An 18,240-nucleotide genomic window follows, 5' to 3' on the forward strand; every position below is an offset into this window, starting at 1 on the left:
GAATCTGCTTACTCGCCCAGCGCCTCACGCGTGGGTAAGCCTTCGCTATCGCCCTGAACCTGAATGGCCAGTGAGCCGATTTTGTTTCCGCGTTTCACCGCCTGCCGCAGCGGTTTTCCTTCCAACAGGGCGCTAATCACCCCGACGGCAAAGCCATCGCCGGCACCAACGGTATCGACGACGTTATCTACTTTTATCGCCGCCACGGCCCCCTGTTCGCCGTCGGCCGTTTTATACCAGGCGCCGTCGGAACCGGTTTTAATGATGACCGCGCGAACGCCCTGGCCGAGATAAAAGTCGGCGATGGCTTCCGGCGTTTGTAGACCGGTCAGAATCATGCCCTCTTTTAAACCCGGTAGAACCCAGTCGGCCTGAAACGCCAGCTGGTTAAGCTTCTCGATCATTTCGCCTTCGCTTTTCCACAGCGTTGGCCGCAGGTTGGGGTCGAACGAAATCGTTTTTCCCTGCGCTTTCATCGTGTGCGCCGCGCGCTCCAGCAGGGCGTATGAGCTTTCCGACAGCGCGGCGGCCACGCCGCTTAAGTGCAGGTGACGGGCGCTGGCGAAATACGATTCATTAAAATCGTCCGGCGACAGATGGCTGGCGGCGGAGCCTTTGCGGAAATATTCCACAATGGGATCGGTTCCATTTTCGACTTTAGATTTCAGCTGAAAGCCGGTAGCGTAGCGGCCATCGGTACTCACGCGGCGGGCGTCGATTCCCTCTTTCGCCAGCGTGTTGAGGACGAAGCGGCCAAAGCTGTCCTTGCCGATGCGGCTTACCCAGCCGACGCTCAGGCCGAGGCGAGCCAGCCCGGTCGCGACGTTCAGTTCCGCGCCCGCCACGCGCTTCATAAAATGTTCTACTTCAGCCAGCTCGCCGGTCTCTGTGGCGACAAACATCGCCATGGCTTCGCCTATCGTGATGACATCTAATGCTTTTTGCATAACTTAATCCTCGCGTAGCAGGTTGACGTAGCGGCGGGTCACGGCCGTCAGGTCATGGCCAGTCAGCGGAAATTCAATCCCGCGCGGGGCATCGGCGGGCAGGTTATCGAGCAGCGCCAGCCAGCGTCCGGAGGCTTCATCCGGCGGTACGGCGCGAAAGTGCGAATGGTGCGGCTCAGCCGCCTTAACATGAATATAGCTGACGGCCGGGGCCAGGTGGCGCGCGGCCTCTTCCGGCGAGTCGCCGACCCATAGCCAGTTGCCCATATCAAAGGTGAGAGTGATCGGCAGCTGGTTAACCCGGCAGGCGGCTTTGAAGCGCTGCATCGGCGCCAGCTGGCCGCAGTCGGTTTGATCGTTTTCCACCACCAGCGCCATGCCGCTCTCGCGCAAAATATCGCGCAGGGTTTCCAGGCCATGGTGGTGGGTAAAATGGCCCAGCGAGAGCTTAAGCCACAGCGCGTTAAGGGTTTGCGCTTCCTGTAAAAGGTCAGAAAGATGGGGGTTAAGCGCTCCGTCTGCGGCAAACAGGGCTTCCGGCGCGGAATAGCACACCAGCAGGCCGCGGCGCTCAATATCGGCGGCCAGCTCCGCCAGGCGGTTCAGCTCATCTGCGCTGAAAAGTTCCCGGCGGATCTCTACGCCGTCCGCGCCGGAACCGGCGATAAACGGCAGTACGGCGGACTGCCCGCCAAGCGCTTTAACATGGTCATTCCCGTACGCGGCGGTAACGACAATAATCTTTCTGGCCATCCCAATACTCCCGACGATAATCTGATGCGTTGTTTATTACGCTAGATGGTATCGGTTCCAAAGCAAAGGCCAGGATGTCTAATTTATGATCGCCATCACGAAGGATCGTTAGCGGGAGGTGGAGCCTCTGACGATCAGCTCGCCGGAAAACACCCGTTCGCAGACCGGGTCGTTGCTGCCTTCAATCCGACGCACCACCTGCTCGACGGCGGCGAAGCCAATCTGCCAGGTCGGCTGTTTGAGCGTGGTGATCCCCACGCCCGCCAGTTCGGCCCACTCCAGCTCATCGAAGCCCAGCAGGCCGATATCGCTGCCCCAAATCAGGCCAACGCGTTTAAGCGAGCGTGCCACCTGCAGCGTCAGCGCGCCGTTGGCGGAAATCACCGCCTTGCGCATGCCGCGATGGTGGGAGTGGAAATGGCGCAGGACGTTATCCAGCATCGCGCCATCGTTCAACGGTACTTCGGCGTTTTCCGCGACGATACCGCTGTGGCGCTGCAGGGTGTGACGAAAGGCGCTCAGGCGCTCGCGGCGGGTATTGACCGAGCCAAGGGGTTCGCTGAGGAACAGCAGGGCTTCGAAGCCTTTTTCCACCAGGTGTTCGGTGGCGGTAGTGGCGGCCTGGGTATTATCGAGGCCGACGACATCGCAGGCGAATTCTGGAATCTTGCGGTCGATAAGCACCATCGGCAGCGCCGACTGCTGCAGGCGGTTCAGGCCGTCCTCGCGCATCCCGACGGCGTTGACCACGATCCCTTCCACCTGGTAACTGCGCAGCAGGTCGAGGTAGTGCAGCTCCTGGTCCAGCTCGTTATTGGTATTACATACCAGCAGGGTGAAACCCTTTTCGCGACAGGCGGCTTCAATGCCGCTGAGCACGTTGACGGAGTAGGGATTGGTGATATCGGCGATGATCAGGCCGATCAGCCGGGTGCGGCCATGCTTCAGGCCGCGGGCCATCAGGCTGGGACGATAGTCGAGCTCGGCAATGGCTTTTTCAATCCGCCCCAGCAAATCCTCGGAAAGCAGATGCTTTTCGCCGTTCAGATAGCGTGAAATGCTGGTTTTGCCGGTCTGTGCGGCTTTCGCCACATCGCTAATGGTTGCTCGCGCCGCTTTCGCCATGGTGGCTTCCTTTGCTGAAATCTGCACACACCTTAGCGCGAAAATTCGCTATATCAAGCATTTTGCCCGGCGAGTCGCCGGGCAAAGAGGGCATTACTGCAGCGGGCTGAGGGTAATTTCAACGCGGCGGTTCTGCGCTTTGCCTTCCGCGGTGCTGTTGCTGGCGATCGGGTTCGCCGGGCCCATGCCGGTAGTGCGGATGCGGTTAGCCGCTACGCCCTGGGTGATAAGCGCGCTGGCGACGCTCTCCGCGCGCTGCTGAGAGAGGCGCATATTCAGATCCTGGCTGCCGGTGCTGTCGGTGTAGCCAACCACGTTAACGGCGGTTTTCTCATACTCTTTTAGCACCATCGCTACCCCGGTCAGGGTATTGGCGCCCGCCGGTTTCAGATTGGCGCTGCTGCTGTCGAAGGTCACATTGTTTGGCATGTTCAGCACGATATTGTCGCCATTTCGCGTCACGCTTACGCCGGTTCCCTGCATTTTCTCGCGCAGCTTCGCTTCCTGCACGTCCATATAGTAACCAATGCCGCCGCCCAGCGCCGCGCCGGCCGCCGCGCCGATCAGCGCGCCTTTGCCGCGGTCATGTTTGGAGGAAGAGAGCACCCCTACGCCTGCGCCGACTAACGACCCAATGCCCGCGCCGATCCCGGATTTACCCGCTTCGCGCTCCCCGGTGTAGGGGTTGGTGGTACAGCCAGAAATAGCCAGTGCGCCGCTAACGACAGCCGCAATCATGAGTACGCGTTTTTTCATCTTATTTCCTTAATCCTTTTTATTCTTTGCCACAGCGACCGTGACGGTTGATTATGACGCGCGAAACCGGAGAAAATTCCGCAGAGAGCATCTCAATTTGTAAATAACATTGAACGGCTGAATAACGTGCCGTCACCACACCTGCTATCGCTGACCAGGAGCCCGCATTGCCAACCTCATCCGCCACCAAAACTATCCTCACCGCAGCCCACTGGGGGCCAATGCTGGTCGAAACCGATGGCGAGAACGTCATCTCATCGCGAGGGGCGCTTGATACCCCTTTCGCCAACTCGCTGCAAAGCGCCGTACGCGATCAGGTGCATAGCAAAACCCGCGTACGGTACCCGATGGTACGTAAGGGATTTCTCGCCTCGCCTGAAAGCCCGCAGGGCGTGCGTGGGCAGGATGAGTTTGTGCGGGTAAGCTGGGATCGGGCGCTGGATCTGATTCACGCCCAGCATCGCCGAATTCGCGAAAGCTACGGCCCGGCGTCGATTTTTGCGGGTTCCTACGGCTGGCGCTCAAACGGCGTGCTGCACAAAGCGGCGACGCTGCTCCAGCGCTATATGAGCCTGGCGGGCGGCTATACCGGGCATCTGGGCGATTATTCCACCGGCGCGGCTCAGGCGATCATGCCGTACGTGGTTGGCAACAATGAGGTTTATCAGCAGCAGACCAGCTGGCCAATGGTGCTGGAACATAGCGATGTGGTGGTGCTGTGGAGCGCTAACCCCTTAAATACGTTAAAAATCGCCTGGAACGCTTCCGACGAACAGGGTATCCCGTGGTTCGACCGTCTGCGCCAGAGCGGGAAGCGGGTGATCTGCATCGATCCGATGCGATCGGAAACGGCGGAATTCTTTGGAGATGCGGCGGAGTGGATCGCCCCGCATATGGGCACCGACGTCGCCCTGATGCTTGGTATCGCCCATACGCTGGTGGAAAACGGCTGGCAGGATGACCAATTTTTGGCCCGTTGCACCAGCGGCTATGACGTTTTCGCCCGCTATCTGGCCGGCGAGAGCGACGGAACGGCAAAAACGGCGGAATGGGCGGCGGCGATCTGCGGCGTTAGCGCGGATAAAATTCGCGAACTGGCAAAACTTTTCCACGAAAACACTACCATGCTGATGTCCGGCTGGGGCATGCAGCGCCAGCAGTTTGGCGAACAAAAACACTGGATGCTGGTGACCCTTGCGGCCATGCTCGGCCAGATCGGCACTGAAGGCGGGGGTTTTGGCCTTTCCTATCACTTTGCTAACGGCGGCAACCCTACGCGGCGTGCGGCAGTGCTGGCCTCAATGCAGGGTAGCGTGGCGGGCGGTACCGACGCGGTAGCGAAAATTCCGGTCGCGCGCATCGTTGAAGCGCTGGAGAACCCCGGCGCCGCTTATCAACATAACGGGATGGATCGTAGCTTCCCGGATATTCGCTTTATCTGGTGGGCGGGCGGCGCCAACTTTACCCACCATCAGGACACCAACCGGCTGATCCGCGCCTGGCAAAAACCGGAGCTTATCGTGATTTCAGAATGCTTCTGGACCGCGGCGGCGCGCCATGCCGATATCGTCCTGCCCGCGACAACCTCGTTTGAACGCAATGATATGACCATGACCGGGGATTACAGCAACCAGCATCTGGTGCCGATGAAGCGGGTGGTCGCGCCGCGCGATGAAGCGCGCGATGATTTCGAGGTCTTCGCCGACCTCAGCGAGCGCTGGGAAGCGGGCGGGCGGGAGCGCTTCACCGAGGGTAAAAACGATCTGCAGTGGCTGGAGACGTTTTACCAGATTGCCGCCCAGCGCGGGGCGCAGCATCAGGTTACGCTGCCGCCGTTCGCCCAGTTCTGGCAGGATAATCAGCTGATTGAAATGCCGGAGAGCCCCGAAAACGCGCGCTTCGCCCGTTTTGCCGCCTTCAGGGCCGATCCGCAGGCGAACCCGCTGAAAACCGCTAGCGGTAAAATTGAGATTCACTCACCGACCATCGCCGGGTATGCCTATCCGGATTGCCCGCCGCATCCGATGTGGCTGGAACCGGACGAGTGGCATGGCAATGCGCAGGAAGGTCAGCTTCAGGTGCTGTCAGCGCATCCGGCGCACCGCCTCCACAGCCAGCTCAACCATACGTCGCTACGCGAACGCTACGCGGTGGCGGGCCGTGAACCATTAACCATTCATCCGCGCGATGCGCAGGCGCGTAATATCGCCGATGGCGATCTGGTGCGGGTATGGAATTCACGCGGCCAGGTGCTGGCCGGCGCGGTAGTGACTGACGGTATTCGTCCTGGGGTTATCTGCTTGCATGAAGGAGCATGGCCCGATCTCGACCCTCAGGCGGGGATCTGCAAAAACGGTGCGGTGAACGTGCTGACCAAAGATATTCCGACATCGCGGCTGGGCAACGGCTGCGCCGGAAATACGGCGCTGGCGTGGCTGGAAAAATATATCGGGCCCGAGCTTACGCTGACGGCATTTGATCCGCCGACCAATGCATAATCCAGGTCGGATGCTGGGTTTCATCCTGCCATGCGCAGTCTTCAATACGGAAGCCTTGCGCATGGTAGAAATTCACCGCCTGAACGTTTTTCTGGTATACCTCAAGGGTTAGCCAACCGTAGTGTTTTTTGACTTCGCCAATCAGCGCGCTGCCGATACCCTGTCTGGCTGCATCCGGTGCGACGAACAGCGCGCCGATGAAGCGTGACTCCATCACGCTGATAAAACCCTTCAGCACGCCTTCCTGCTCCCATACCCAGGTTTGGGCGGAGGGCAGGTAAACGTCGCGCACTATCGCCAGACTGTCATGCCAGTAGCTTTCGGCGATAAATGGGTGGGCGTGGATCGTACTCTCCAGCCATAGCTCAAGCAGCGGGCCGGTTTCGTTAGCGTCCCAATTGCGAATCATCCTGGCCTCCTGAGCGACAGAAACAGCCGGTAACGTGGTCATTGACCAGACCGCAGGCCTGCATAAAGGAGTAGCAGATCGTTGAGCCGACAAACTTAAAGCCCCGTTTTTTCAGCGCTTTTGACAGCGCATCAGAAGCCGGAGTGGTTGTCGGGATCTCCGCCAGCGCGGCGGCGGTAGTCACCTGGGGATGATTATCGACGAATGACCAGACGAAATCTGCGAAAGGCTCGCCATTTTCCTCCATCGCCAGAAAGGCCCGGGCGTTGCCGATGATGGCCTGAATTTTCCCGCGATGGCGAATAATACCGGCATCGAGCACCAGACGTTCAACATCTTCTTCGCCCATCGCCGCGACGCGAACCGGGTCAAACTGATGAAAGGCGCTGCGGTAGTTTTCACGCTTTTTCAGTACGGTGATCCACGATAGCCCGGCCTGCTGGCCCTCGAGACAAATCATCTCAAACAGCTTGCGGGGATTTTTTTCAGCAACGCCCCACTCGTTATCGTGGTACTCAATGTATAAAGGATCCTGACTGACCCATCCGCAACGTTGCATCTGTCTCTCCCTTTTGTCATAAAAATCAGCCGGGCAACTTGACGGCTGTAAGATAAAGATAATAGTTAATACAGGGTTATTATCCCCAAAACAGGGATAGGATACCCCATAAAAAAACACAGCAACCTTGCCGTTTCGGCTCTTTTTGGAGTCGCATTAATGATAATAAAGAAATGCAATGGCCTCCGGGTATTCCTGGTCCCGGCGTACGTATCCGTCTGGGCGTCGTGTGTTGCCGGTGCGAATGCCTGGCAACAGGAATATATCGCTATCGATACAAAAAGTAATACTGCGGAACGCTATACATGGGACAGCGATCACCAACCGCGCTATGAAGATATTCTCGCGGAGCGGATAAATGCGTCCGACGATCCTTCCGGGCTGGCGTTTAATCAGGGGGTCTCTCCAGTGGATAGCGCACGCGGTATGAGCGTCGGCTGGAATTTCTCTCTGACCGAGGGTATGACGTCCGGCCCGGTCGCCAGTTTACATTCCGATCTGACGTCGCCGCCGCTGACCCGCAATACGGCCGGAACCGGCTACGTGAATACGCTGGGCTGGCGGGTAGATTATCAGAAGCTATGGGGCGTACATCCGTGGGCCCAGGTGAGCTATAACCAGGGATTCACGGCTGATGCCGGCGGACAGAATCGCACGCAGGACGGTGCCTGGCGGGACGTGACCTTTGGCGCCGATATGTCGCTCAACTCTCATCTTGCCGCCTGGGCGGCGTTGTCGCAGGCGGACAACTTGCCCAACGGGGCAAACTATCTCTATTTAATGGGCGTGAGCGCCAATTTTTAATTTATTCGTCATGCTTCAAGCTGGAGATGCGTTGGCTGCAATTCGAATTATTTAGGCTAATTATGTAGCATATTTGATACGTTTAATTTACTTCATAATTACAGTAATGATGCATCTTCTGGCGGTAGCAGGTACTAACTTTTCAATGAATATTTAAGGCGTGAATGTTTTTCACTGTCATTCATTCCGCCTTTAGTGCATTTCATTCCGCGGTGACGGCAGTTCATGCCTTTTTTCCCCAGGCTTAAAGGGGACTTCGTTATGGTGGCGGCAGTTAATTATCCAGGACAACTGCTATGAACGCTGCAAACCGTCAATACACCCGCTGGCTTACGCTGCTTGGCACTATCATTACGCAATTTGCGCTGGGATCGGTTTATACATGGAGTTTGTTCAATAGTTCGCTTTCCACCAAGCTGGACGAACCGGTCAGCCAGGTGGCGTTCTCATTCGGCCTGTTAAGCCTTGGCCTGGCGCTCTCCTCATCCGTGGCGGGCAAATTACAGGAACGTTTCGGCGTCAAACGCGTCACCATGGCGTCCGGCGTCTTGCTGGGCCTCGGATTCTTCCTGACCGCGCATTCAAACAGCCTGATGATGCTGTGGCTGAGCGCGGGCCTTCTGGTCGGGCTTGCCGACGGCGCCGGCTATCTGCTGACGCTGTCGAACTGCGTCAAATGGTTCCCGGAACGTAAGGGGTTGATTTCTGCTTTCTCTATCGGTTCTTACGGGCTTGGCAGCCTGGGTTTCAAGTTTATTGATTCCCATCTGCTGGCGACGGTCGGTCTGGAAAAAACCTTTATCATCTGGGGCGCTATCGTGCTGGTGATGATCGTTTTCGGCGCGACGCTGATGACAGACGCGCCGAACCACACCGTCTCCGCGAACAATGGCGTGGTCGAAAACGACTTCACCCTCGCCGAATCGATGCGTAAACCTCAGTACTGGATGCTGGCGGTGATGTTCCTGACCGCCTGCATGAGCGGCCTGTACGTGATTGGCGTAGCGAAAGATATTGCCCAGGGAATGGTGCATCTCGATGTGGCGACGGCAGCCAACGCGGTGACGGTGATTTCCATCGCTAACCTGAGCGGCCGTCTGGTTCTGGGCATTCTGTCGGATAAAATGTCGCGCATCCGGGTGATTACCATCGGACAGGTCGTTTCGCTTATCGGTATGGCGGCGCTGCTGTTCGCTCCGCTGAACGCCACGACTTTCTTCGCCGCCATCGCCTGCGTGGCCTTTAACTTCGGCGGCACGATTACCGTCTTCCCGTCGCTGGTCAGCGAGTTCTTTGGCCTCAATAACCTGGCGAAAAACTACGGTGTGATTTATCTCGGTTTCGGTATCGGCAGCATCTGCGGTTCGCTGATTGCTTCCCTGTTCGGCGGTTTCTACGTGACCTTCTGCGTCATTTTTGCGCTGCTGATTCTTTCCCTGGCGCTTTCGACAACGATTCGCCAGCCGAAAAGTGAAATTTACCACCAGGCTCATGCCTGAAACCGGGCGTTATTACGGCCCCGATGGTTAATTACCTAAGCTAATAGTGCCAATCCAACCAAATGTTTTGTAAATGTTTGGTTGGATCACATTCCCTCCTGATACTTTTTCCTTCCGCTGTGGTCTACTTATCGCGCTTTGTAGAGGTTTCTTATAACCAAGCTAAACGCACTTTATTAACCTGCTTACTTATATCGCTTAAGTCGGGCGGTTTTATCTCTTCGTTTTCCAGGTTTTTTGCATGAAATACATTAAAACGATGACGCAGCTGAAGCTCAGTATCTGGCTGGCGCTGTACATCGGCTGGTTTATGAACGCTGCCGTATTCTTCCGCCGCTTCGAAGGGTACGCTCAGGAGTTTACCATCTGGAAAGGACTCTCCGGTGCAGTTGAGCTGATTGGGACCTTTCTGGTCACCTTCTTTCTGCTGCGTATTTTGTCGCTGTTTGGCCGCCGGGTCTGGCGCATCCTTGCGACCATCGTTGTACTATTCTCCGCCGCCGCCAGCTATTACATGACCTTCCTGAACGTGGTGATCGGCTACGGGATTATTGCCTCGGTGATGACTACTGACATCGACTTGTCCAGAGAAGTTATCGGCTGGCACCTGATTCTCTGGCTGGTGCTGATGAGCGCGCTGCCGCTGGTGCTTATCTGGAGCAACCGCTGCCGCTTCACGCTGCTGCGTCAAATTCGTACGCCCGGCCAGCGGATGAAGAATATTACCATCGTGCTGCTGGCTGGCCTGATGGTTTGGGGGCCAATTCGTCTGCTGGAGGTTCGCCAGAAGAACTTCGAGCGCAGTTCCGAAGTCGATCTGCCAAGCTATGGCGGGGTGGTGGCTAATTCCTACCTGCCGTCTAACTGGCTTTCAGCGCTGGGTCTTTACGCATGGGCGCAGGTGGATGAGTCTTCCGATAATAAATCTCTGATCAATCCAGCGAAAAAATTTACCTACGTTGCGCCGCAAGGGCTGGATGACACTTATGTGGTGTTTATCATCGGCGAAACCACCCGCTGGGACCATATGGGCATCCTGGGCTATAACCGCAATACCACGCCTAAGCTGGCGCAGGAGAAAAACCTGGTCGCTTTCCGCGGATACTCCTGCGATACCGCGACTAAGCTGTCGCTGCGCTGTATGTTCGTTCGTCAGGGCGGGGCGGATGATAACCCGCAGCGGACGCTGAAAGAACAGAACGTCTTTGCCGTCCTCCACCAGCTCGGCTTTACCGGCAATCTGTACGCCATGCAGAGCGAGATGTGGTTCTACAGCAACACAATGGCGAACAATATCGCCTATCGCGAGCAGATTGGCGCTGAGCCGAGTAACCGCGGCAAGAGCGTTGACGACATGCTGCTGGTAGATGAAATGAAGCGCGGGCTGGCGAAGAATCCCAATGGTAAGCACCTGATTATTCTGCATACCAAAGGATCGCACTTTAACTATACCCAGCGCTATCCGCGCAGCTTTGCCCAATGGAAGCCGGAGTGCGTTGGCGTCGATAATAAATGCTCGAAGGCTGAGCTGATTAACTCATACGATAACAGCGTGACTTACGTCGATCACTTTATCGTTAGCGTGCTGGATCAACTGCGGGATAAGAAGGCGATTGTTTTCTATGCAGCCGACCACGGCGAGTCCATCAACGAGCGCGAACACCTGCACGGGACGCCGCGCAAGATGGCGCCGCCGGAGCAGTTCCGCGTGCCGATGCTGGTGTGGATGTCCGATAAGTATCTGGAGTCGCCTGACCACGCAGCCTCCTTTGCGCGCCTGAAGCAGCAGGCGGCAATGAAGGTACCGCGTCGTCACGTAGAGCTCTATGACACCATTATGGGCTGTCTTGGCTATACCTCGCCGGACGGCGGGATTAACCAATATAACAACTGGTGCCACGTTCCTGACGCTGCGGCGAAGAAGGAGTAGCAGAGTGGCGAGTTTCTCGCCGCTTGAGCGACTTTTTCATAATAAGGCATTGACGGGTGTGTATCGCAGCAGTAAGATGCGCCCGCATTCGGTGATTGGCGCAGCCTGGTAGCGCACTTCGTTCGGGACGAAGGGGTCGGAGGTTCGAATCCTCTATCACCGACCAAATTCAAAAAGCCTGCTCAACGAGCAGGCTTTTTTGCATCTGCGCTTTATGAGGATGAGAACCTCCGGGGGTAGAGGTTCGACTCGAGCGGAGCGAGAGAACGTTGCGTCAGCAACGGCCCGCAGGGCGAGCCACGGAGTGGCGAGTTATCCTCTATCACCGACCAAATTCAAAAAGCCTGCTCAACGAGCAGGCTTTTTTGCGTCTGTCGCCGGTAAAGGCGCCCAGCACCGCCTCCGGGAATTTCAGCGACTCTGCGCTCGGCTCCCCGGTGGCGGCTGACGCCTTACCGGGGGGGCTACGGGTTCACCGTTGTCTGCGGGCCGGTAGCCCGGACAGATGCGCAGCATCGCCTCCGGGAAAATACGCTGCTTGCTAAGAGTGTAAAAAAACGCCTCCACCCTCATTTCCTGGCGCCAATTCCCTGTTTTGTGACATCTTCCATTGTATTTTTTTATATATACTCCGATCTTTTTTCGCGAAGCTTATGGATAACTTCAGCATTTTCCGCTGTGCGTTTTAACGTTCACGCTATTTATCGCTCACATATTGGTCACATCGCAAGAAATTTTTACCATTTGCCATAATTGCTTATCACTGGCTACCGGAAAATATTAAGGCGTTTATTCTGTATACTGGCCGCTAGCATAAATTTCTCTGCTGGAAATAGCGCTTTGCACTTTTTTTAATCTTTGCCTGCCGATTCTCACCCCGGATGTAAAACCTGGTTGGCTGTATTGACGTTTCCCCATTCTGTTGACAGATTGTAGGGCATGAGGGGCATTTCATGGAGAATCCGTACTGCAACTCAGTCGTTTTTGTGAAAGGAATCCCCATCTCTCTCAACGCTTTCGGGCACCACCGACCGGACCGGGTATATTCTAAATAGTTCGAGCTGCGGGAAGGCGGCAAGCTTGAGAATCCCCAGGAGCATAGATGACTATGTGACTGGGGCTATCGAGCGCAGCCAACGCATCCGTAGTTCGAAATATGACGAATAAAAATAAATAAAGGTCTGGCGGATATATGCAAACAACATCACATTTGGAGCAGAATAATGAGTATTTCCTTGAAAAAATCAGGGATGCTGAAGCTTGGTCTGAGCCTGGTTGCCATGACCGTCGCAGCAAGCGTACAAGCGAAGACCCTGGTTTATTGTTCAGAAGGTTCGCCGGAAGGCTTTAACCCGCAGCTCTTCACTTCTGGTACCACCTATGACGCCAGCTCAGTGCCGATTTATAACCGCCTGGTAGAATTCAAAACCGGCACCACGGAAGTCATTCCGGGCCTGGCTGAAAAATGGGAAGTTAGCGAAGACGGGAAAACCTATACTTTCCATCTGCGTAAAGACGTGAAGTGGCAGGATAACAAAGATTTTAAACCGACCCGCACGCTGAACGCCGATGACGTTGTCTTCTCATTCGACAGACAAAAAAATACCAACAACCCATACCATAAAGTGTCTGGCGGCAGCTATGAATACTTTGAAGGCATGGGGTTACCTGACCTGATTAGCGAAGTGAAGAAAGTGGACGATAATACCGTCCAGTTCGTGCTGACCCGTCCAGAATCGCCGTTCCTTGCCGATCTCGCTATGGACTTCGCCTCTATTCTGTCAAAAGAGTATGCCGACAATATGCTGAAAGCCGGTACGCCGGAAAAAGTGGACCTCAACCCAATCGGTACCGGCCCGTTCCAGCTGCTGCAGTATCAGAAAGACTCCCGTATTCTCTATAAAGCCTTCCCGGGCTATTGGGGCACCAAGCCGAAAATCGATCGCCTGGTCTTCTCCATCACCCCTGATGCTTCCGTGCGCTACGCTAAGCTGCAGAAAAACGAATGCCAGATTATGCCGTACCCGAACCCGGCAGACATCGCGCGCATGAAACAAGACAAGAACATCACTCTGCTGGAGCAGCCGGGCCTGAACGTCGGCTACCTCTCTTTCAACACCGAGAAGAAGCCGCTGGATGATGTCAAAGTTCGCCAGGCGCTGACCTACGCGGTTAACAAAGAAGCGATTATCAAAGCCGTTTACCAGGGCGCAGGCCAGGCCGCGAAGAACCTGATCCCGCCGACCATGTGGGGCTATAACGAGGACGTTAAAGACTACACCTACGATCCAGAGAAAGCGAAAGCGCTGCTGAAAGAAGCAGGCCTGGAAAAAGGCTTCACCATCGACCTGTGGGCGATGCCGGTACAGCGTCCGTATAACCCGAACGCGCGCCGTATGGCTGAGATGATTCAGGCTGACTGGGCGAAAGTCGGCGTCCAGGCCAAGATCGTGACCTACGAGTGGGGTGAATACCTCAAGCGCGCGAAAGCGGGCGAACACCAGACCGTCATGATGGGGTGGACCGGCGACAACGGGGATCCGGATAACTTCTTCGCCACCCTGTTCAGCTGCGCGGCGGCAAAAGACGGTTCTAACTACTCCCGCTGGTGCTACAAACCGTTTGAAGATCTGATTCAGCCGGCTCGCGCCACCGATGACCACAACAAACGCATTGAGCTGTACAAACAGGCTCAGGTCGTGATGCACGATCAGGCTCCGGCGCTGATCGTCGCTCACTCCACCGTCTATGAGCCGGTGCGTAAAGAAGTCAAAGGCTACGTGGTCGATCCATTAGGTAAACACCACTTCGATAACGTCTCTATCGAATAATAACAGCGTGTTTCCCCTCTCCCCGCCTTGGGGGGAGGGAATTGACATTTGTGAGCAATACAGACGTCCTGTCACCAGGCGGGTCGTCTCCAGAGAGAATCCGGGTTATGTTGCAGTTCATTCTCCGACGTTTGGGACTTGTCATCCCAACATTTATCGGTATTACCCTTCTCACTTTTGCCTTCGTTCATATGATCCCCGGCGACCCGGTGATGATTATGGCGGGCGAACGTGGTATTTCCCCTGAACGTCACGCGCAGCTGCTGGCCGAAATGGGCCTCGATAAGCCAATGTGGCAGCAGTACGTCAACTATATTTGGGGCGTGATGCACGGTGATTTGGGCATCTCGCTGAAAAGCCGTATTCCCGTCTGGGAAGAGTTCGTACCGCGCTTTAAGGCCACCATGGAGCTGGGCGTCTGCGCGATGATTTTTGCCATCATCGTCGGGATCCCGGTGGGTGTGCTGGCGGCGGTCAAACGCGGCTCTATCTTCGACCACACCTCCGTGGGCCTCGCGCTGACCGGCTATTCCATGCCTATCTTCTGGTGGGGGATGATGCTGATCATGCTGGTGTCGGTACAGCTTAACCTGACGCCGGTTTCCGGGCGTATCAGCGATACCGTCTTCCTTGACGATACCCTGCCGCTGACCGGATTTATGCTGATCGATACCGCGATTTGGGGCGAGCCGGGCGACTTTATTGATGCGGTGATGCATATGATCCTGCCCGCCGTGGTGCTGGGGACGATTCCCCTGGCGGTGATCGTGCGTATGACTCGTTCGTCGATGCTGGAAGTGCTGGGCGAGGATTATATCCGTACCGCGCGCGCGAAAGGCCTGACGCGGATGCGGGTGATCGTCGTTCATGCTTTACGTAACGCGATGCTGCCGGTGGTCACGGTTATCGGCCTGCAGGTCGGTACGCTGCTGGCGGGGGCCATCCTGACCGAAACCATCTTCTCCTGGCCGGGTCTTGGCCGCTGGCTGATTGATGCGCTGCAGCGCCGCGACTATCCGGTGGTGCAGGGCGGGGTGCTGCTGGTGGCGACGATGATTATTCTCGTCAACCTGCTGGTCGACCTGTTGTACGGCGTGGTGAACCCGCGTATCCGGCATAAGAAGTAAGGGGCCATCATGTCACAAGTTACTGAAAATAAAGTTGTCGCCGCACCGGTGCCAATGACCCCTTTGCAGGAGTTCTGGCACTATTTTAAACGCAACAAAGGCGCCGTTGTGGGGCTGGCCTACGTCGCGGTGATGATTATCATCGCCGTCTTCGCCAACTTCATCGCGCCCTATAACCCGGCGGACCAGTTCCGCGACGCGCTGCTGGCTCCGCCGTTCTGGCAGGAAGGCGGCAGCGTGACCCACCTGCTCGGCACCGATGACGTCGGCCGCGATATCCTGTCGCGCCTGATGTACGGCGCGCGCCTGTCGCTGCTGGTTGGTTGTCTGGTGGTGGTGCTGTCGCTGATCCTCGGCGTGGTGCTCGGCCTGATTGCTGGCTATTTTGGCGGCGTGGTTGACTCGGTCATTATGCGCGTTGTCGATATTATGCTGGCCCTGCCAAGCCTGCTGCTGGCGCTGGTGCTGGTGGCCATCTTTGGCCCATCCATCGTCAACGCCTCACTGGCGCTAACCTTTGTCGCCCTGCCGCACTACGTGCGTCTGACCCGCGCCGCGGTGCTGGTGGAAGTCAACCGCGACTACGTGACCGCTTCTCGGGTGGCGGGCGCAGGGGCTATGCGTCAGATGTTCATCAACATTCTTCCCAACTGCCTTGCGCCGCTGATTGTTCAGGCGTCGCTGGGCTTCTCTAACGCCATTCTCGATATGGCCGCTCTTGGCTTCCTTGGCATGGGTGCGCAGCCGCCGACACCGGAGTGGGGCACGATGCTCTCCGACGTGTTGCAGTTCGCGCAGAGCGCCTGGTGGGTCGTCACCTTTCCGGGTGTCGCTATCCTGCTGACGGTGCTGGCATTTAACCTGATGGGTGACGGTCTGCGTGACGCGCTCGATCCCAAACTGAAGCAGTAAGAGGTTCGAGATGGCGTTATTAAATGTAGATAAACTCTCGGTGCACTTCGGCGACGAAGGGACGCCGTTCCGCGCCGTAGACCGCGTAAGCTACAGCGTAAACCAGGGCGAAGTGGTCGGTATTGTCGGCGAGTCCGGCTCGGGCAAATCGGTCAGTTCGCTGGCGATTATGGGGCTGATTGACTACCCCGGCCGGGTGATGGCTGAAAAGTTGGAGTTTAACGGTCGCGACCTGAAGCGCATTTCCGAAAAAGAGCGCCGCCAGCTGGTGGGCGCGGAAGTGGCGATGATCTTCCAGGACCCGATGACCAGTCTGAATCCGTGCTATACCGTCGGCTACCAGATTATGGAAGCCATCAAGGTCCACCAGGGCGGTAATAAGAAAACGCGTATTCAACGGGCGATTGACTTGCTGACGCTGGTGGGGATCCCCGACCCGGCTTCGCGTCTCGATGTCTATCCGCACCAGCTCTCCGGCGGCATGAGCCAGCGTGTGATGATCGCGATGGCGATTGCCTGTCGGCCAAAGCTGCTGATTGCCGATGAACCGACGACGGCGCTGGATGTGACCATTCAGGCGCAGATCATCGAGCTGCTGCTGGAGCTGCAGCAGAAAGAGAATATGGCGCTGATCCTGATCACTCACGATCTGGCGCTGGTGGCCGAAGCGGCGCACAAAATCATCGTCATGTACGCCGGCCAGGTAGTGGAAACCGGCGATGCGAAGGATATCTTCCGCGCGCCTCGCCACCCCTATACGCAGGCGCTGCTGCGCGCGCTGCCGGAGTTCGCTCAGGATAAAGCGCGCCTCGCCTCGCTGCCGGGCGTGGTGCCGGGCAAATACGACCGTCCGAGCGGCTGCCTGCTCAACCCGCGCTGCCCGTATGCAACAGACAAATGCCGCAGTGAAGAACCTGAACTGAACCTGCTTAACGGCGGTCGTCAGTCAAAATGTCATTACCCACTTGATGATGCCGGGAGGCCAGGGCTATGAGTACGCATGAGGCCACCACGCAACAGCCTCTGTTGCTGGCCACCGATCTGAAGAAATACTATCCGGTGAAGAAGGGGCTATTTGCGCCGGAACGCCAGGTCAAAGCGCTGGACGGCGTCTCGTTTACTCTTGAACGCGGTAAAACGCTGGCGGTGGTGGGGGAATCCGGCTGTGGTAAATCGACGCTCGGCCGTCTGCTGACGATGATTGAAATCCCCACTGGCGGCGAGCTCTATTATCAGGGGCAGGATCTGCTTAAGCACGATCCGCAGGCGCAAAAGCTGCGCCGGCAGAAAATCCAGATTGTGTTCCAGAACCCCTACGGTTCGCTGAACCCGCGCAAAAAGGTGGGGCAAATTCTGGAAGAGCCGCTGCAGATCAACACCAGCTTAAGTAAGGAGCAGCGCCGGGAGAAAGCGCTGGCGATGATGGCCAAAGTGGGCCTGAAAACGGAACACTACGACCGCTATCCGCATATGTTCTCCGGCGGCCAGCGTCAGCGTATCGCCATCGCCCGTGGTCTGATGCTTGACCCGGACGTTGTAATCGCTGACGAACCGGTCTCCGCGCTGGACGTTTCGGTGCGCGCGCAGGTGCTGAACCTGATGATGGATCTGCAGCAGGATCTGGGGCTTTCTTACGTCTTTATCTCCCACGATCTGTCGGTCGTGGAGCACATCGCAGATGAAGTGATGGTGATGTACTTAGGCCGCTGCGTGGAAAAAGGGTCGAAGGAGCAAATCTTCAACAACCCGCAGCATCCTTACACTCAGGCACTGCTGTCGGCAACGCCGCGCCTGAACCCGGATGACCGCCGCGAGCGCATCAAGCTGACCGGCGAGCTGCCGAGCCCGCTGAATCCGCCGCCGGGCTGCGCGTTTAACGCCCGCTGCCGTCGCCGCTTTGGCCCATGCACTCAGCTTCAGCCGCAGCTGAAGGATTACGGCGGCCAGCTGGTGGCCTGCTTTGCCGTCGACCAGGATCAAAACGGCGAGAAACCGCTGAGCTGATAATCAGGTATTGTCTTCCCCGGTGGCGCTAACGCTTACCGGGGCTACGGGTTCACAGACGCCTGCGTTCCCGTAGCCCGGCTAAG

The 18,240-nt window shown here is 56.9% G+C and carries 15 protein-coding genes, 1 tRNA gene and 1 other RNA gene; 11 read left to right on the forward strand and 6 right to left on the reverse strand.

The window, feature by feature from the left end:
• Positions 1-8: 8 nt before the first annotated feature.
• The 4 genes from EGY08_RS16185 to EGY08_RS16200 form a co-directional block, all read right to left on the reverse strand.
• On the reverse strand, positions 9-947 hold the full coding sequence (locus EGY08_RS16185; RefSeq protein WP_123828671.1) for a sugar kinase: 939 nt from the start codon (positions 945-947) through the stop codon (positions 9-11).
• A 3-nt stretch (positions 948-950) separates the two neighbouring features.
• Positions 951-1,700, reverse strand: coding sequence for a sugar phosphate isomerase/epimerase family protein (locus EGY08_RS16190; RefSeq protein ID WP_004137816.1), 750 nt, complete (start codon positions 1,698-1,700; stop codon positions 951-953).
• A 108-nt stretch (positions 1,701-1,808) separates the two neighbouring features.
• On the reverse strand, positions 1,809-2,825 hold the full coding sequence (locus EGY08_RS16195; RefSeq protein WP_087828553.1) for a LacI family DNA-binding transcriptional regulator: 1,017 nt from the start codon (positions 2,823-2,825) through the stop codon (positions 1,809-1,811).
• A gap of 93 nt (positions 2,826-2,918) precedes the next feature.
• The gene (locus EGY08_RS16200) at positions 2,919-3,581 is read right to left on the reverse strand and encodes an OmpA family lipoprotein (RefSeq protein WP_004126414.1); all 663 of its coding nucleotides are present in this window, start codon (positions 3,579-3,581) and stop codon (positions 2,919-2,921) included.
• Positions 3,582-3,748: 167 nt separating this feature from the next.
• Here EGY08_RS16200 and EGY08_RS16205 point away from each other — a divergent pair, with 167 nt between their 5' ends.
• Positions 3,749-6,079: a molybdopterin guanine dinucleotide-containing S/N-oxide reductase gene (locus EGY08_RS16205; RefSeq protein ID WP_004126411.1), complete on the forward strand. Its 2,331-nt coding sequence runs from the start codon at positions 3,749-3,751 to the stop codon at positions 6,077-6,079.
• Here the strand turns inward: EGY08_RS16205 and EGY08_RS16210 are convergent.
• On the reverse strand, positions 6,042-6,488 hold the full coding sequence (locus EGY08_RS16210) for an N-acetyltransferase (protein ID WP_004126407.1): 447 nt from the start codon (positions 6,486-6,488) through the stop codon (positions 6,042-6,044). The two genes, EGY08_RS16205 and EGY08_RS16210, sit on opposite strands and share 38 nt — an antisense overlap.
• Positions 6,466-7,047 (reverse strand): DNA-3-methyladenine glycosylase I, encoded by a 582-nt coding sequence (tag, locus tag EGY08_RS16215; RefSeq protein WP_004126404.1) that lies wholly within the window; start codon positions 7,045-7,047, stop codon positions 6,466-6,468. Before tag ends, EGY08_RS16210 begins: the two co-directional genes overlap by 23 nt.
• A 159-nt stretch (positions 7,048-7,206) precedes the next feature.
• Here tag and EGY08_RS16220 point away from each other — a divergent pair, with 159 nt between their 5' ends.
• From EGY08_RS16220 to dppF, 10 genes are all read left to right on the forward strand, one after another.
• Positions 7,207-7,851, forward strand: coding sequence for an autotransporter outer membrane beta-barrel domain-containing protein (locus EGY08_RS16220; protein ID WP_123828672.1), 645 nt, complete (start codon positions 7,207-7,209; stop codon positions 7,849-7,851).
• Positions 7,852-8,147: 296 nt separating this feature from the next.
• Positions 8,148-9,350: an MFS transporter gene (locus tag EGY08_RS16225; RefSeq protein ID WP_004126398.1), complete on the forward strand. Its 1,203-nt coding sequence runs from the start codon at positions 8,148-8,150 to the stop codon at positions 9,348-9,350.
• A 241-nt stretch (positions 9,351-9,591) separates the two neighbouring features.
• Positions 9,592-11,280, forward strand: a complete 1,689-nt coding sequence (gene eptB, locus EGY08_RS16230) for a kdo(2)-lipid A phosphoethanolamine 7''-transferase (RefSeq protein WP_004126395.1) — start codon at positions 9,592-9,594, stop codon at positions 11,278-11,280.
• An 89-nt stretch (positions 11,281-11,369) separates the two neighbouring features.
• Positions 11,370-11,446, forward strand: a tRNA-Pro gene (locus EGY08_RS16235).
• 34 nt (positions 11,447-11,480) lie between these two features.
• A non-coding RNA gene (locus EGY08_RS16240) (RtT sRNA) lies at positions 11,481-11,612 on the forward strand.
• An 891-nt stretch (positions 11,613-12,503) separates the two neighbouring features.
• Positions 12,504-14,111: a dipeptide ABC transporter periplasmic-binding protein DppA gene (dppA, locus tag EGY08_RS16245; protein ID WP_087828557.1), complete on the forward strand. Its 1,608-nt coding sequence runs from the start codon at positions 12,504-12,506 to the stop codon at positions 14,109-14,111.
• A gap of 107 nt (positions 14,112-14,218) precedes the next feature.
• Positions 14,219-15,238 (forward strand): dipeptide ABC transporter permease DppB, encoded by a 1,020-nt coding sequence (dppB, locus tag EGY08_RS16250; protein ID WP_004126390.1) that lies wholly within the window; start codon positions 14,219-14,221, stop codon positions 15,236-15,238.
• Between the two features lie 9 nt (positions 15,239-15,247).
• On the forward strand, positions 15,248-16,150 hold the full coding sequence (gene dppC, locus EGY08_RS16255; protein ID WP_004126388.1) for a dipeptide ABC transporter permease DppC: 903 nt from the start codon (positions 15,248-15,250) through the stop codon (positions 16,148-16,150).
• Between the two features lie 10 nt (positions 16,151-16,160).
• Positions 16,161-17,144 (forward strand): dipeptide ABC transporter ATP-binding protein, encoded by a 984-nt coding sequence (gene dppD / locus EGY08_RS16260; RefSeq protein WP_004126385.1) that lies wholly within the window; start codon positions 16,161-16,163, stop codon positions 17,142-17,144.
• The gene (dppF, locus tag EGY08_RS16265) at positions 17,141-18,154 is read left to right on the forward strand and encodes a dipeptide ABC transporter ATP-binding subunit DppF (RefSeq protein ID WP_123828673.1); all 1,014 of its coding nucleotides are present in this window, start codon (positions 17,141-17,143) and stop codon (positions 18,152-18,154) included. The genes dppD and dppF overlap by 4 nt, the downstream gene beginning before the upstream one ends.
• Positions 18,155-18,240: the final 86 nt, after the last annotated feature.

This window comes from Klebsiella sp. FDAARGOS_511, assembly GCF_003812845.1.
Classification (GTDB): domain Bacteria; phylum Pseudomonadota; class Gammaproteobacteria; order Enterobacterales; family Enterobacteriaceae; genus Klebsiella; species Klebsiella grimontii.